Origin of the sequence: Subsaximicrobium wynnwilliamsii (assembly GCF_007997225.1) — a bacterium.
Classification (GTDB): Bacteria; Bacteroidota; Bacteroidia; order Flavobacteriales; family Flavobacteriaceae; genus Psychroserpens; species Psychroserpens wynnwilliamsii.
On sequence record NZ_VORM01000013.1, the window covers coordinates 47,392 to 63,654 of the forward strand.

The following is a 16,263-nucleotide window of genomic DNA, read 5'->3' on the forward strand; positions in this document are numbered from 1 at the left end:
ATTTTTATACACAATCAAAAAACAAACAGCCTTATGATCACACTTGTCAAAATAATTATCGACATATTAACCAGTTTAGTTTTAAGTTAAACACACACTAAATATTAAACTCATGAAACTTTATCATGCAAAAGCACCAGACAATTTCCAAAAGCAACTTCAAACCTTTAAGGCCTTACTCAAAGGCTCCATGATGGCCAAAACATCAAGTTTTATGCTTATCGCAGTATCTTTAGTTTTGGCCTACAAATCACGAGATAATATGTTAAATGTTTTGTTGCTGTTAACAGGAATGGCGAGTGTGGTTTTCTATATCATTAAGCATTTATCATTACAGGAAATTAAGCAGAAATCATACACCCAAAGGTCATTAATGTCCAGTATTTCAAAATTCAAAGCGTACATGGCCAATAGAAAAAAATATGAAATTTATTTTCTAGGCTTTTGGATCATCTCACTCATTCCTTATGCAACATCGTTTTTAGATTCTAAACTACATGCCATTTTGTTCGCAATACTTTATATTGCCGTAGTTACGGTTCTTGGTAATTTAGCCTATAAAAAAATAGATAAAATAATTGCACACTTAGAATCGGAATTACAGAGCATTCAATAGTTAAGAGTTATCTGTCTTGAGGCGGGACTTTATTAACAAAGGTTAAATGAAATTAATTACGAATTATAAATACTGGATCCTAAATTTCATAGGATGGATAGCCTTTGCGTTTTTAATGCTTACCATTGATAAGATTTCTTCATCGGTAGGTCCAGATTCTAATCGATTTTACTATTTGATTTCTGAGGGGTTTCTCTGTGGGTTTTTAGGTTTTGCACTGTCGTTTATTATTCTGTTTTACGTTGAAAACTACTTCGATGTTGGCGATTTCAGTAAGAGAAATATTGTGGGATTGGTATTGGTATTTACAGTGACTCAAATTATATATAATGTCTTGCTTTGGCCAATTTTAGATATCCCTACAGCTTACTTTTTAGATAGCTCATTTGAAATTTCCTTTTTTAGTAAGTTGACCAACATCCCGCATTTTGCAGCGTATTTTGTAGTGTGGCTATTCGTCATTTTTACAATTAAGATTTATTATCACATCAACATTATCAAACTTCGTCAAGCCCAACTTCAAACCAGTTTAAAAGAGTCACAACTCAATACATTGAAGGGGCAAATAAATCCGCATTTTATGTTTAACAGCCTAAATAATATAAGAGGTTTGATGCTGGAGGATGTGGACAAATCGAGAAGAATGCTTACTAGTCTTTCTGAAACCATTCGGTATTCATTAACTAAAACCAATGTGACGTCCATAGCGTTAGAGGATGAGTTAGAAATGGTCCAGAACTATGTAGAGATCTCTAAAATTCAATTTGAAGATCGTTTGCAGTTTGAGACCGAAATTGATGAGGCATCATTGACCAAACAAATTCCGCCAATGATAATTCAAATGCTGGTTGAGAATGCCATCAAGCACGGAATTTCAAATTTGAAAAATGGAGGTGAGGTGCGATTGACTACGGAAGTGTCTTCGGAATATTTAAAGATTGAAGTTATAAATTCAGGTCAAATTCAGAAGCATCAAAACGGAACCCAATTAGGTTTAAAAAATATTGAACAACGTTTGGACTTGTTGTATTCAAATCAAGCAACATTCAGTCTCACTGAAAACGCCCACCAAGTCATCGCCACTATAAAAATCCCACTGTCATGATTGTCTTAAAAGCTGTAATCGTTGAGGATTCTCGTTTGGCTCGCAATGAGCTCAAGGAACTCATAAAAACACATCCAGAAATTGAGCTGTTGGGCGAAGCTAAAAATGTAGATGAAGGTTATGAACTTATTAATGAGACAAAACCAGACCTCTTGTTTTTAGATATTAATATGCCCGAAAAAGATGGTTTTGAACTTCTCGAAATGTTGGATGAGGTACCCATCACCATTTTTACCACAGCCTTTGATGAGTATGCCATAAAATCTTTTGAGTATAATGCCTTTGATTATTTATTGAAACCGATCAATCAAAAACGATTTTCAAAAAGTATCGAGAAGGTAATTGAAAACGCCACATCAAATCATACTCAAGAGCCACAAAAGGAGGATGTTTTACATTTAGACAAGCAGATTTTTATTAAGGATGGTGAAAAGTGCTGGTTGGTAAAGGTTCAGGATATTTCTCTTTTTGAGATTGTTGGCAATTATACGCGAGTCTTCTTTAAGGGCAATAAACCCTTGATCTATAAATCCTTGGCTCAAATTGAAGAAAAGCTGCCATCAGATGTTTTTTTCCGTGCAAACAGGCAACAGATCATCAACATTCATCACGTTAAAAAAGTGGTATCATGGTTCAACGGAAAACTAAAAATAGAAATGCACTCAGGCGAAGAGATTGAAATCTCTCGCAGGCAATCCTATTTGTTTAAGGAACAATTGAGCTTTTGATGCCAGCACCGTAAAGACGCGATTTATCGCGTGTCCGAGGTTTATCGCGTGTCCGAGGTGCGCCCATCGTTGACACCTGCGTCGCGACTTATTGTGTTTCTGAGCTGTGCCCATCAGTGTCACCGCCGTAAAGACGCGATTTATCGCGTGTCCGAGGTTTATCGCGTGTCCGAGGTGCGCCCATCGTTGACACCTGCGTCGCGACTTATTGTGTTTCTGAGCTGAGTCCATCAGTGTCACCGCCGTAAAGACGCGATTTATCGCGTGTCCGAATGATCCTGAATCTTTCTTTATAGACTATATCTTTTGATAGCATTGGTATGCGATAATCGATGTTTTGATATGAATGATATGCGATTTGCGATATGCTACATGTCCCGTGCGATGTTTTGGCATGAAAGAGCTGCGATAATCGATGTTTTGGTATGTTTAAGATGCGATGAATCGCATCTCTACATACCAACGTCAATCCGTACGCCTTCACTATGGCTGCTAAATTCTGGGGCATACATACTTTGAATGGTCGTGATGCCATTGCTCATGTTACCGGCATTGTTGACGCGCAAATCGTATTCAAACACATAAACACCTTTAGGCAAGTAGTCGAAAAAGAAATTGGTGGACGCGTCCTTAGTACTTTCGTAATAGCCCAAGCCATCTTGGTATTTGTATTTTGATAAGACGTTTACAGGTTCTAATCCCGCAGCGCGCATGTCTTTCATGTGGATAAATTCCATTGCTCGGTCGCTTCGGAGTTCGATGCGTACTCTTATTAAATCGCCAACGTTCAAATCGGTTTCTGCTGTGATTGCTGAAATTTCCTCGCCAGTAGCCGTATTGGTTTTTTTGAAAAGTTGTTTTTTCAGTTTTAGAGGTGTTTCTGCGGAAGTAATTTTATCCAAATCCTCAAAATATTGCCAGTACAGACTTCCCCAAGCTATGCCATCGCCTGTCTTGGTCAATTTTACCGTGGCCATTTCTGGTGTAATTTCCGAAGCAGACCATGATGTTTTATAATAGCCTGTTCCTGCTTCTACCTTGACGTCTTCCAATTTGGAAGGTTCTATTTGCTGGCCGCCAATTACAACATCTACCATATCGGTAACACTCAGCCAATCGCTGCCTTGTAACAATAATGCATAAACCGCTTCGGTGGTGGCTTTCGTGGATTTCCAGGAGTTGGTCTGTTTATTTTTGAGCAACCAGATTTTTAGATTATCGATGGTTTTTGGGTCCTTTTCAATAGCGTAAAATGCTTCTATCATCAAGGCTTGGGTCTCAATTGGCGCTTGGTACCAATGCCATGAACTGGTATTACTTTTCCAATACATGCCCAATTCGTCTGATGTGATGCTGTTTTCCTTTAAGGAGGCTAAGATTTTTTTCGCCGTGTTTGGGTCATCCATACGTTGCATCGCCAAAGCCATCAATCCTTTGGCATATAAGGAACGTTTTAGCCAATACTTTCGGATTTGCGTTTGGTAATAACCGATAGTGGTTTGCACTTCTTTCGATTTTTCCTGCTTCGGAAAAAAGCTGCGCATGTACAAATAGTGCAATTGGGTGTAACTCAAATGGTCTTTGTTTAAATCGGCATCTTTATCGTATTTTTTGATATCCTTGTATTCCTGAACAAATTCCGCATCCAAATAGGCAATCGCTTTTTCTATCATGGCGTTTTGGTCGTCTGGCGCAATCGAAGTAACCCCTAATTTATCGAGATGCCCAAAACCGGTAATGATGTGTTGGGTAATATAGCGATTGGGTTCACCGCCATTAAACCAAGCCCAGGCGCCATTGTTCATCTGGCTGTTTTGCAGTTTCCGTTTTGCAGAAGTCAGCTCATTATGCATCTTATTCATATCGAATAACAAGGCAATGCGTTTTTTCTGTTCGGTTTCGCTCTCTGCATCCCGCAACCAAGGGGTTTCGGCGATGAGCATATTTTTCAGCTCTTGATTTTTTTCGAGATTACTGATAAGAGCATCTTGAGATGCCCATTGGTTAAAGACTTCCCGGATTCTCGGATTGCTATTCGCAATATGACTTGCCAAAGCATTCGCATAATACCTGCTGAAGGTTTGCTCGTTACAGTCATAAGGATATTCCATCAAATAAGGCAAGGCCTGCACCGCATACCAAGCGGGATTCGAAGTCATTTCCAAAGTGAGCTTGTGGTTTTTCAAAGTAGTGGAGCTGTTGTTTTTAAGCTTATCTAAAGTAAAGGTTCTGGTTTCGTTAGAACGAATCCACATCGGCAAGGTTTCGGTCACCAACATGCGATTGCTTAGAACCGGCATGGCATTTTGCTCGCCATCGCTGAAATCGCCAGCTTTGGCAAGGATTTTATATTGCACCGCATCCACATCGTTTGGAATGCTTAAGTTCCAAGAGACTTGGGTGTTGCCTTTTGCGTCTACCGTAAAAGGTTCAGTCTGTCCTGTGGACGTCTCTCCAAGGAGAGAACCATTCCCCTGGGACAACAGTTTGGATGTGATGTCTCGTCCTGAAACCGCATCGGTCAATATGAGTTTGGCCTGACCGGAAAGTACGTTTTCAGTCAGATTCGCAATTTTGGTACTGATGCTAATCTCATCTCCCTGACGCAAAAACCGTGGTGCATTGGGTATGACCATCAATTCTTTTTGAGTGACGGTTTCCATGCTGCTCACGGTGCTTTCCAAGGTTTTGTTGTGCGCCAATAATTGCAGTTTCCATTTGGTCAAGGCTTCGGGGGTGCTAAAGCTGAAACTTACGTTGCCCTCGGCATCGGTTTGTAACTGCGGAAAGAAAAAGGCGGTTTCCTGAAGGTTTTTTCTTATTTGGATGTTGTCGAAGTTTTGCGATTCTTCTTTTGGGTCAGGAGCGTTTATCTTTTTTTCAACAGTTCCATAACCAACGACAACCACTTCGTCCAAATTTGCATTAGATTCCAGCATTGATGTTTCTTCGATTTCAGTTTCATCTGCAACCATTTGCACACCTGCTACTCTTCCCCCCAAAGCTCTAGTCATATAATTTCTGCCTTGTCCAAAATAAAACCCAAACCAATTCAACTGGTCATAACTTTGATGGCTGTAATAGGGATAATTTCTGCTTTGGTTATATACTCTAAAAGGGTCCACACCAAAACTTTGTCTGGCATTAAGCTCAAAACCGGAGTTATACTGTGGTTTGTAAATTGGGCTGAAACTCCAATCATGTGGTTTGAACTGGTCTAACGAGGCATCGTACATGCTGGCTAACACTTCCGCAGATACTTCATCGCCTTTTGGACCCTTGATTTTAAAACTCCAAGTTTCATCGGTTCCGGGTTGTAGCTTATCCCTGAACGTGATGGTTTCAATCTCCAAATCGGTTTTGGGATAAGGCACATTGATTCGCAATTTCGCGCCCTCAAAACTATTGAAGGCCGCAAGGCTGTATGTGATGATAAATCCGCCTAAATCGGCTTTGGTCACTGGGATGGCAATGGTTTTTTTGGTATTGCTTAAAGGCACTATAAAGGTTTTGAATAGTTTTTGGTCTTTTTCCACCCTCACGGTAACCCTAAGGTCTTTTGCTGCAGAACCGAGTGTCAATTCCACATTCTCGTCTTCGGAATAACTGTCTCTATTTGTTTTGATGGTAAATAATTGGTTGTCGGCAACGGTTTTATCATCATCGCTAAATACAGTGGTTCTCGCTTCTGCCTTGACCAGTTGTCCAAATTTATCGGTACTCTCTAACTCAATACTGTAAAGCCCAGATTCCCAATTTTTAATCTTTCCGAGTTCGATGTCTTTTGATTTAGCGGTGTCAAAAGTACTTTCAAAAACCAGTTTTCCTTTTTTCCAATGGGCAGGATTCGCTTCGTCTTCATAAGCCTCGTGTGGAAACTTGTTTATAAATACTTCCGCCGACATCAATTGATAATCTGGCGCTTCCCATGCACGTTGACGTAAGACTCGCTCAGGCGCTTGCAATTTATAGATTTTGATACTGCCTTCCGCAGCAACAAATTCCCCATTCAAATTTTTTGTGTCTATGCTGAGTTTGTGGTCTTTTTTGGCTTTATCCAACTGCTCAGCTACTGTAATGCTCGCCACCAAAGCATGGTAGCCCACATTTACAATCGTGGTGGCACTGCGGGTTTCGCCATTGAGGTCGGTCACATCGGCAGTGATTTCATAGTTGAATATGGGCAAAGTTTCCTTATCGACACTTTCGTCTGGCTGGGCCTTGAAGCTTATTTCAAATTCCCCTTTGGCGTTGGTGCTGGTCTCGCCATGCGTTATTTCCTGTGGTTCACTGTTAAACCAAGGTCGGTACCAATAATACCAACGCGGGTATTGCACTTTCCGGGTCACGCGATAGACCACTTTGGCATCGGTAATGTTGCTTCCGGCGTAGGCAAGTGCGGTTCCGTTTAAGGTTACGCTATCGTTTACCTTGAAGGTTTCAGTAACCGGTTTAAAACTGGTTTCAAATTTTGGTCGTTTGTATTCTTCCACGGAAAAATAATGCTCACTAAACATATCTGCGTTTCCAGAATTGGAATCAAACTCTAAATAATAGTTTCCGTTTAAACCACCGTTTGGTAAGATGAACTCTCCTGAAATTGAGCCAAAAGCATTGGTTTTAAATTCCAATTCTTTGATGTCTTCATCATTGGTGTTATATAGGGTCACATAAACATCTTCGTCAGCCAAAACGGAGGATTTACCGCGTTCGGTTTTCATTGCAATTCCCTTAAAATAAACCGTTTGTCCGGGACGGTAAATACTACGGTCTGTAAATAAAAATGACTTATAACTCGTCTGGTTTTTATTCTCGGAAGTTCTGCCATAATTGTAGGCATAAAAGCCATCAAAGTAGCCGGTTTGGTCATTTTTGGATAGGGCAAGACTGAGGTTCATGTAGCGCTCTTGGGACTTGTTGATACTGATAAACCCTTCAGCATCAGAGCTTAATTTATTAGTGGAAAAATTGCCATTATAGCCGTTTTGAAAGCGCAGTGCTACGGAAACATTTCTTTGTGGTTCGCCATTGTTTCGATTGATAATCTGAAAAATCATTTGCGAATCACTCGACATATCTATCACGGCAAAATCGCTTACCTGAAGGGTTTGCGTTGCAAAAACGCCATTAGTACCTGCGGCTTTAGCTAAGATGATGTAATGGCCATTTTCCAATTTTGGGACTTCCACTTCTGTGCTATGACTTTGATAGTCGTTTTCATCTTTTAAACTGGCGGTCCATTGGGTGCTGACTGCTTTGTTCTTTAAAAATTTAAGTTGGTCTTCGGAATTATAGAACTGATTGAAACTGCTAATTTCAGTCACATCAACTTTATAGGCCTTAAAATCCACACTATTAAAATTGCTGTAGTTCACTAAAAATCTGGAAAAGCTTTGTGATGGCAACACTTTTTCTGAAGTAAACCCAATGGTTTGAGTGAGGATGGCAGCTTTTAAGTTCTGGCACATTTTTGCGCCCGTACTGTTGGGGTAGTTTTTAATGACTTTATTGCAAAGTTCAACGGCTTCCTTTAGTTTCCAGCGCATTTCAGGCTTGGTCGTCGGGTTGTACTCTTGGCCTTGTTGGTAATACAATTTGGCAATCTCAAAATCGTAGCGGGCGGCGACATCCACTTTGGCAGCGTTCCATTTGTCGCTTTCTTTTTGCAGCGTGTTCAGTAAAATGGAATCTTTTTCGTTGAAAATAGCATTGCTTTTCACGAAATTGAGTCGGTCGATATCCACATCTGCAAAAGCATACGGCGAAGCATCCGCTTGGTGGAATTGCATGAGGTCTTGATAGATTTTTAAGGCATTCAATTCTAAAGAACTTGAATCTTTAGAAGTAATCTTCAGTTGCAGAAATGTGCTGGCATCTTTTAAATAGTCAGGATTGTCAATCTCAAATTTGTAGGCTGGTTTGCTAATGCTGTTTTCGGTGGTGGTGTAAAACGTGAGCGCATTTTGGCTCAAGAGGTCGTACAATGTGGGTCTGTAGGTTTTTGAGCCTTTCTGTTCCGTCAAAATTGCCGAAAAATCTTCAATTGGCGTTTGCTGAAGGATTTTCGGGTTTTTCAGCGAATTCTCGAAATGCAATTGGATGTCGTCGAATAAGGTCTGCAAATCCCAAGTCCGGAAATCTTCCGCATCCACTTTAGTTTCCGTTTTGCTACGGTTGTAAAACTGATACCGGTTCTGCTGAAAATACTGCCAGTATAAATTGGCGAGCATGTTCTCCAGCACATTTTTCACGGGTGCTTCCGCAGTGGACATTTCAGCTTTAAATTTTTGAATGATTTTCAACTGCGCATCTTCCTCTAAATCTAACGCGTATTTACTTTTGTAGAGCATGACCCTGATTTGTTGCGGCGCGTTGTCGTCTTGTTTTGCCTGAATGCCAATTTGCTCCACAATCTTAAGTGCCGACTTGGGTAAGCCTTCGTTTTCCTGTTTGAGCACTTGGGCCCACAGCTTGTTATAATCGGGGTTTTGAGCCTGTGATGCATTGGCGAAACAGAGTATCATAATGGCGCTTATGAGTGTTTTGATAGGAGTCATAGTTTCAATTTTTGGGTAAGCTAGGCCTTAAATTCAGCATTAAAAACAGCAAATGAGTGTCGTGGTCGTTTGGTTGAGGGAAGTTAAGAAATATAAGACTAAACTGTTTACCTTTGCCCAGTCAAATCAAGAATGATACCAAAACCAGTGGTATGTACTTTACGTAATCAATGTTATGAGATATATAAAGTTTCTAATTTTTTTAGTTCCGTTTGTTGTTTTGGGGCAGGCCGATTTAGATAAGGCAAAAAAGTTCATTGCAGATAAACACTATCTGAAAGCGGAGCAATTGCTCTCAAAATATGTTGCTAAACATGAAACCGATAAGAAAAGTATCGAGTTGCTGGGCGACGCCTATGGCTATCAGAAAAAATGGGATGAGGCGTCAGAATACTATAAAAGCTTGGTCGATTTGGAGCCGAGCAATGCCAATTTTCAATATAAGTATGGTGGTGCTTTGGGAATGAAGGCGCTCGGGATAAGCAAGTTTTCCGCATTGCTCATCATTGATGATGTCAAAACCGCTTTTTTGAAAGCTGCGGAATTAGACCCAAATCACATTGAAACCCGCTGGGCTTTAGTGGAGCTTTACATGCAACTCCCAGGTATTATTGGCGGCAGTAAGAGCAGCTCCCTAAAATATGCTGAAGAGTTACAGGACTTATCCACGGTTGACGGTTATTTGGCCAAAGGTTATATTTACGAATACGATAAATCCCCTGACTTAGCAGAAAAATATTACAAAATGGCCATTGCCGAAGGTGGTTCTTTTACTTGTTACGAGAAGTTGACCACATTGTACGAAAATGAAAAACAGCCAGAAAAGGCGATTTCCACGATGGAAGATGCCGTTAAAACCCACAAGCGCAATGCCATGCATTATCAAATTGGGAAAGTCTGTGCAGAGTATAACATCCAACTTGAAAAAGGTGAAAACTGTTTGTTCACTTACATAGAAAACCATTCCGCCAAGGATGGTGTGCCAAAAGCTTGGGCGTACTACCGACTGGCACAAATTAAGCGCTATAAAAAGGATAAGGTCAAGGCTTTAGAGTTCATTGATATGGCAATTGTTGAACTCCCAAAGATTGAACCTTTTAGGAAGGAGCGGGCGCAGATTTTGAAGTTGTAGTTTACAGTCTCAGCCTTAGGTTATTTCGCAGAGTTCCGCGGAGAAGACACAGAGGGTCGCAGAGGTTTATTATTTTCTTTGTGTATCTCCGTGAAACCTCCGCGCATCTCTGTGGAATAGCTTCAGGTTATATCGCAGAGTTCCGCGGAGAAGACACAGAGGGTCGCAGAGTTCTTATATTTTTCTCTGTGTATCTCTGTGAAACCTCCGCGAATCTCTGTGCAATAGCTTCAGGTTATATCGCAGAGTTCCACAGAGAAGGCACAGAGGGTCTCAGAGTTCTTATATTTTTCTTTGTGTATCTCCGTGAAAGCTCCGCGCATCTCTGTGGAATAGCTTCAGGTTATATCGCAGAGTTCCGCGGAGAAGACACAGAGGGTCGCAGAGTTCTTATATTTTTCTCTGCGTATCTCCGTGAAACCTCCGCGCATCTCTGTGGAATAACCCATGATAAAATCCGTGATAATTAGTGAAATTCGTGTCTAAAAACTATATTTGAAATTCATAAATTACAATCCATGAACGTACATTTTATTGCCATTGGCGGTGCTGCCATGCACAACCTCGCCATCGCGCTTCATCATAAAGGCTATCAGGTAACAGGTAGCGACGACGAGATTTTTGACCCTTCCAAATCGCGGTTGGAAGCTGTTGGTTTACTGCCAGAACGCTTTGGTTGGTATCCAGAAAAAATCAGCGCTAATTTAGACGCCATTGTTTTGGGCATGCACGCCAAAGCCGATAATCCGGAGTTGTTGATGGCTCAAGAACTGGGCTTGACCATTTATAGCTATCCGGAATTTCTCTACGAGCAATCCAAACATAAAACCCGAGTGGTCATTGGTGGTAGCCATGGCAAAACCACAATTACCTCCATGATTCTCCATGTGCTGCATTACCATGACCGGGATGTGGATTATATGGTGGGTGCACAGTTGGAAGGCTTTGACGTCATGGTAAAACTCACCGATGACAACGATTTTATAGTCTTGGAAGGCGATGAATATTTAAGTTCGCCAATTGACAGGCGTCCAAAATTTCACTTATACAAACCCAATATTGCACTGTTAAGCGGAATTGCTTGGGACCATATCAATGTATTTCCTACCTATGAGAATTATGTGGAACAATTTTCAATTTTTGTGGATAGCATCGTGAGTGGCGGAAGCATCAATTACAATGAGGAAGACCCAGAAGTGAAGCGAGTCGTGGAGGCCAGCGATAATGCGATAAGAAAAATTGCCTATAGCACGCCCGACTATCATATTGAAGACGGACAAACATTTCTCACAACACCCGAAGGCGATTTGCCAGTAGCGGTTTTTGGCGAGCACAACCTAAATAATCTGGCGGGTGCTAAATGGATTTGTCAGCACATGGGCATTGATGAGGATGATTTTTATGAGGCTATTGCCAGCTTTAAAGGCGCCAGCAAACGTTTGGAAAAAATTGCTGAAACCAAAAACACGGTGGCCTACAAGGACTTTGCGCATTCGCCAAGTAAGGTGGAAGCGACCACCAAAGCGGTTAAAGCACAATACAATAATCGCAATTTAGTGGCTTGTTTGGAGCTGCATACCTATAGCAGTTTGAATGCTGAATTTTTAAAGGAATATAAAGGCGCTTTGGATGCAGCCGATACTGCGGTGGTATTTTACTCGCCACATGCCTTGGAAATGAAAAAGCTGGAACCGATTTCAAAATCCCAAATCGCCGATGCTTTTGAGCGTGACGACCTAATTATCTATACCGATGCGGAAGCGTTTAAGGACTTTTTATATGCTCAGGATTTCAAAAACAAGACCTTGCTACTGATGAGCTCTGGAAATTATGGTGGCTTGGATTTTGATGAGTTGAGGACGTTTTTGGAATCTCAATAAAAGATGGATGAATAAGGCTTTTGACTTCATAATGTGAGTTTGTATATGCTTTCTCGCAAACCTGCCTGCCGGCAGGCAGGTTTGCGAGCTAAATATATGTCGTTTTTATCCAAACTCTCATTTCTTAAAAATTTATAGAAGCAAACTTTTTTACCGCATTGAAGATTTAAAATGGATATAAGATAAACGCATTCTAGATGTCATTCGGGTTGCTCGCAATAATCATCCAACTCCTAATTTTGGGCTTGTTTCATCTTCCCCAACTTCCTATTGCTTAGCCTAAATTTAACCTTCAGGTCACGATTTTTTTCTTTTTCCTCGGTTTTATCCTGAACAAGTTGCAGGTAAAATTTAGAACCTGCATTCGCAAAGGTGGTTTTTTCAGGTAAGGTTAAACCGTCGTTGCTTTTTAAGTTTTTCCAAGGTAAGGACAGCCATACATTCATATACTCATTAAGTTTAAAGCGACCTTCAGCAAAAAAATGAATGGCAGAGGATTGAATTTCGGTTCTGGGGATAATAATTTCACCATTCCTGATTTCAAAGGTTTGAACGATTGGCCTAAAGCTTAATTTTTCAAAACGCTCGTCCTTCATCAAAACCGAGTTTTCTACAATGGGTTTGTAATTGTAAAGTTTGAAATTAGATAGGTCAAGGTGTAGCTTGCCATTCAAGGAATTCATATCCACCTTGCCATCGTAATTCAGCTTTCCAATGGTTTCGATATTGAAATTAAGAGTGCCCTCAATTTTTTCGGCATTTCTAAGCGCGTCATCGTTAAAATAATTTAATTGAGAGACCAGCTCATTGAGATTGATAGCATCTGCTCGCATCTCCATATTAATAGGTATGTCGTTTTTAGCTTGCAATCCTACATCAACATTTAGAGCCAATGAACCACCATAAAAATTAAGATGCGTGTCTTGAATTTCAAAATTGCCTCTATGATCAAACAACAGCTGTATTCCAAAATTGGTTACTTGTAAATCATCATGTCTAAGGGTGTCAATTTTTACGGTTGCAGTGGGATAAAAAGACGAATTGATCCCAACCAAGGCTTTTTTAAATGTTTTTAGAGCGCCTTCGTCAGCATTTTGTTTTTTGGTTCTAGACGATGCGTTCGCAAAAAATGCCTTGATGTCTGAATCATCTAAATAAGGAGAATAGATCAAAAAATTGGAGCTATGAACCTTTTCATCTCGGTCATTATTGATAAAGTTTGAAAACTGATTGATGGCACCCGAAAAAAACACCGAACTCTTGCCAGGTAAGTCAATATCGAGTGTTTTGAGCCTTGCGACATCATTATCGATTGCTATGTGCAAGCTGTCAACGGGGATTTGAAGTCCTGCGGCGGTATAGTCCACAAGGGTGTTGCTTATTTTGAGATCGCCAGACCCTGTGGGATTCACAATTTCAAGATTCTTAGATTGTGCTTTATAGTGCCATTTAAACTCAAAGTCGCCCGATTTGAAGATGAAGTTTTTAGTTTTCAAATAATCATTTAAATCTTCGGACTTCCCATCCACACTAACCAAAACATCAAGATCAAAAGGATTGGTGTCTAAGGTATCTAATTGAGCTATATGCGCCTTCACTTTACCGCTAATGTTGGCGGTAGTCTGCTTATAATTAAGGCTCAGATTGTTCAATTTTAGGATGGAATCATTTTCAAAATAAACCTTCGCTTTAAGCTGGTCTGTAATTAAATCCTTGTATTTGAGTGAGTCTATTTCAATCTCGATTTCAGGATTGAATGTATTGAGGTCTTTAAAAAGTCGGAACATACCACTGTTGCCTTTTGGGGTCTTTAACTTATCGTCGTACTTCAATGAATTTAGGGTGGTCAACCATGTATTGCTATCTATAAAAGGGGCGTTGATTTTTAAAAAAATGGCTGCAGAATCTTGTGCATCGTCCATCAAGAACTTAGGGAAACCAGTAATTTTCCCGCTGAGTTTGATTGGATAAAGTTCCCCAATTTCTAAATTGAATTTTTTGAGATGCAAATCGGCATTATCAACAAAGAGAGCCAAAGAGTCGATATCAATATCCATGTTCGCTGGGGGATAATGGAGTTTCGTATTGGTTAAGGTAAAATCACCTTCTGCGTTGTTTAGAATCTCATTGAATTCTTTCACGTTTCCTTTCACATTTCCGTGGAATTGGTAGTCGCCAGCGTCAAACCTAAACAGCTGAATGTCGAACAATTGCTCAAAAACACTAATGTTGCCACGCGATGTCGCTTCAGCATTTATATAAATGGCATCTTTTAAATTATTTTCGGGCAGAACGACACTTCCTTTCAAACTTGTAAAAGCACCATAATAATCGAAATCAAAACTACGCATCAGAATGGTTTTGGAATCGACCAAATCTATATGAGATCTTAAATCGTTTATAGTAAAATCATTAAAGGTTAAAGCGTCCACGTTTATGTCGAAGCTGGGATGAAATTGCTTATAAACAGCATTCAAGATTTCGTGCAGGGTTTTACGGTCATCCCTATTTTTTTGAGATTTTGGAATGAATTGTTTTGACAAGGCAATAATGTTGTTGATGTTGAGTCTTTTAGAGTTGAGAGAAATACTGCTTGTTGTTGGGGTTGTTGGATTTTTTGACAAAAGCCCAGCGATATTTTTAAGGCTGCCCTTGAGCACAAGATCTTCACCATTTGGAAGATTAACGATTAATTGTCGTAAAGTGGAGTGTTCTCTTTCCAAGGATACATCAATGGTTTCTAAGGGTAATTGCAGTCCGTTTTTTTTAAGAACGACCCTTGTATTTGCTAAATTGAAATGGCCGGTGGCTTTATTGATAAATTCACTTGGTGTGTTAATGTCCCCAGAAATGACAGCATTTAACTGAAACGTGCCACCTTCAAAATCAAAATTATCCATTTCAATGAGTTTAGCCAGTGCCTCATTGCTTCCGTTTAGATTGATTTGAGCTTTTATAAAGTTCAATGTTTCTGGCGTACTTTTATAATAGGAGTTGTTGATATCAACTTTAATAGCACCTAAATCAGCATTCAAATTGTTGAAGGTCACTTTTAGATCCTTAACTGTTCTTTTTGCATCTCTCAGACTATCTGTCTCGTAAATGTCATTTGTTAAATTTCCGCTGAAGGATGTGTTTTTGAGATGAATTTTTTGCCCGACATTAACGGCATTGCTGTCGGTTGAAAAATGGATCTCGAGATCGGGATTATTGCCATAAGTAAATTTACCCCTTAGCTGGAGCTTGGTTTCGAAGGGCTTTTGTATGTCGAATTTTGCAACTTTAGCCGCCAAACTATCTGGCAATAGCCCTTTAGTGGCATTAAAATTAGTTTTTAGATTTTGAAGTTTGAATTCGTAATGATTGGAGCTTGAAAAGTCAAAATTGGCACTCAAGTCAAAATTTTGTGCATCGACTTTAAATAAAAACTCGGGAAGTGAAATGCTGTCGTTTTCCAAATCAATAGTAAAATCTGGACTACCAGTAACACGAGCGCCGTTGAAATAACTTCCTTTTTTGGTGTTAAAACCCAGATTATTGACCGTGACATCCATAAAAAGGTTTCCCAGTAGTTGATTTTTATTGCCTTTGTAAGATCCTTCAATTTTATGGATATCTAAGTTGAAATATTTATTCAAAATACTGTCCTTAGTAACATATGTAATGTTCTCCAATACAAATTTAACGCCATCGGCATGCAGCCATTCTGGCATTATGATTCCCTTGTGCTTTTTGTTGGCTTTGTCTCTTTTTAATTGTTGATGGTACCCCAAGGATTTTTTGGAAATGACCTCTGAAGAAATCACTGCATTTTTAAGCCTTATGCTTTCAATTTTGATGTTACCACTTAAAAGGTTTCCTGCGCCAATCACAATCTTGGCTTCTTCAATGTTGATGCTGGAGAATTTATCTAGAATGGTATCTGTGCTGGTTTGCTCGATGTCTTTCAGGGTAAAACCAACTTTCGGGAATCCGCTTATAAAACTGGCATTCACCTTTCCAATAGTTAATGTGCCAGAACTGTTCTCGCCATACCAGTCTTGCAGGGCATCAATAACCGTGTCTCTGTTAAACCAGCCTATGGTAAAAAGTGCCGTTGGAAATAGGATAAGAACCGCAAGCGCCACTAGTATTCGTTTCCGCCATTTGAGGGAAGTCGATTTATTTTGCCTAGGTTCTGGGTTTTGCAAAGTTGGATTTTATGGAAAAATAAGAAGAATATTCGGATTGAAAATCATTGTTGTG

Annotated in this window: 7 protein-coding genes; 5 read left to right on the forward strand and 2 right to left on the reverse strand. The window is 39.9% G+C overall.

Annotation, left to right across the window (positions count from 1 at the left end; genetic code table 11):
* Positions 1-112: 112 nt before the first annotated feature.
* Genes ESY88_RS11930 through ESY88_RS11940 form a run of 3 tightly spaced genes read left to right on the forward strand, consistent with a single transcriptional unit; the run spans position 113 to position 2,449 of the window.
* Complete coding sequence (locus ESY88_RS11930; RefSeq protein WP_147086909.1) at positions 113-616, forward strand: hypothetical protein; 504 nt, start codon at positions 113-115, stop codon at positions 614-616.
* Between the two features lie 46 nt (positions 617-662).
* The gene (locus ESY88_RS11935) at positions 663-1,721 is read left to right on the forward strand and encodes a sensor histidine kinase (RefSeq protein WP_147086908.1); all 1,059 of its coding nucleotides are present in this window, start codon (positions 663-665) and stop codon (positions 1,719-1,721) included.
* Positions 1,718-2,449 (forward strand): LytR/AlgR family response regulator transcription factor, encoded by a 732-nt coding sequence (locus ESY88_RS11940; protein ID WP_147086907.1) that lies wholly within the window; start codon positions 1,718-1,720, stop codon positions 2,447-2,449. Before ESY88_RS11935 ends, ESY88_RS11940 begins: the two co-directional genes overlap by 4 nt.
* Before the next feature lie 452 nt (positions 2,450-2,901).
* Here the strand turns inward: ESY88_RS11940 and ESY88_RS11945 are convergent, their stop codons facing one another.
* Entirely contained in the window at positions 2,902-9,006 is a 6,105-nt protein-coding gene (locus ESY88_RS11945) for an alpha-2-macroglobulin family protein (RefSeq protein ID WP_223270807.1), read from the reverse strand.
* A 175-nt stretch (positions 9,007-9,181) separates the two neighbouring features.
* Here ESY88_RS11945 and ESY88_RS11950 point away from each other — a divergent pair, with 175 nt between their 5' ends.
* Both ESY88_RS11950 and ESY88_RS11955 read left to right on the forward strand, forming a co-directional pair.
* Positions 9,182-10,138: a tetratricopeptide repeat protein gene (locus ESY88_RS11950; RefSeq protein WP_147086906.1), complete on the forward strand. Its 957-nt coding sequence runs from the start codon at positions 9,182-9,184 to the stop codon at positions 10,136-10,138.
* 518 nt (positions 10,139-10,656) lie between these two features.
* A complete protein-coding gene (locus tag ESY88_RS11955; protein ID WP_147086905.1) occupies positions 10,657-12,018 on the forward strand; it encodes a UDP-N-acetylmuramate--L-alanine ligase in 1,362 nt (453 codons plus the stop codon).
* Between the two features lie 233 nt (positions 12,019-12,251).
* Here the strand turns inward: ESY88_RS11955 and ESY88_RS11960 are convergent, their stop codons facing one another.
* Entirely contained in the window at positions 12,252-16,208 is a 3,957-nt protein-coding gene (locus ESY88_RS11960) for an AsmA family protein (RefSeq protein ID WP_147086904.1), read from the reverse strand.
* Positions 16,209-16,263 lie beyond the last annotated feature (55 nt).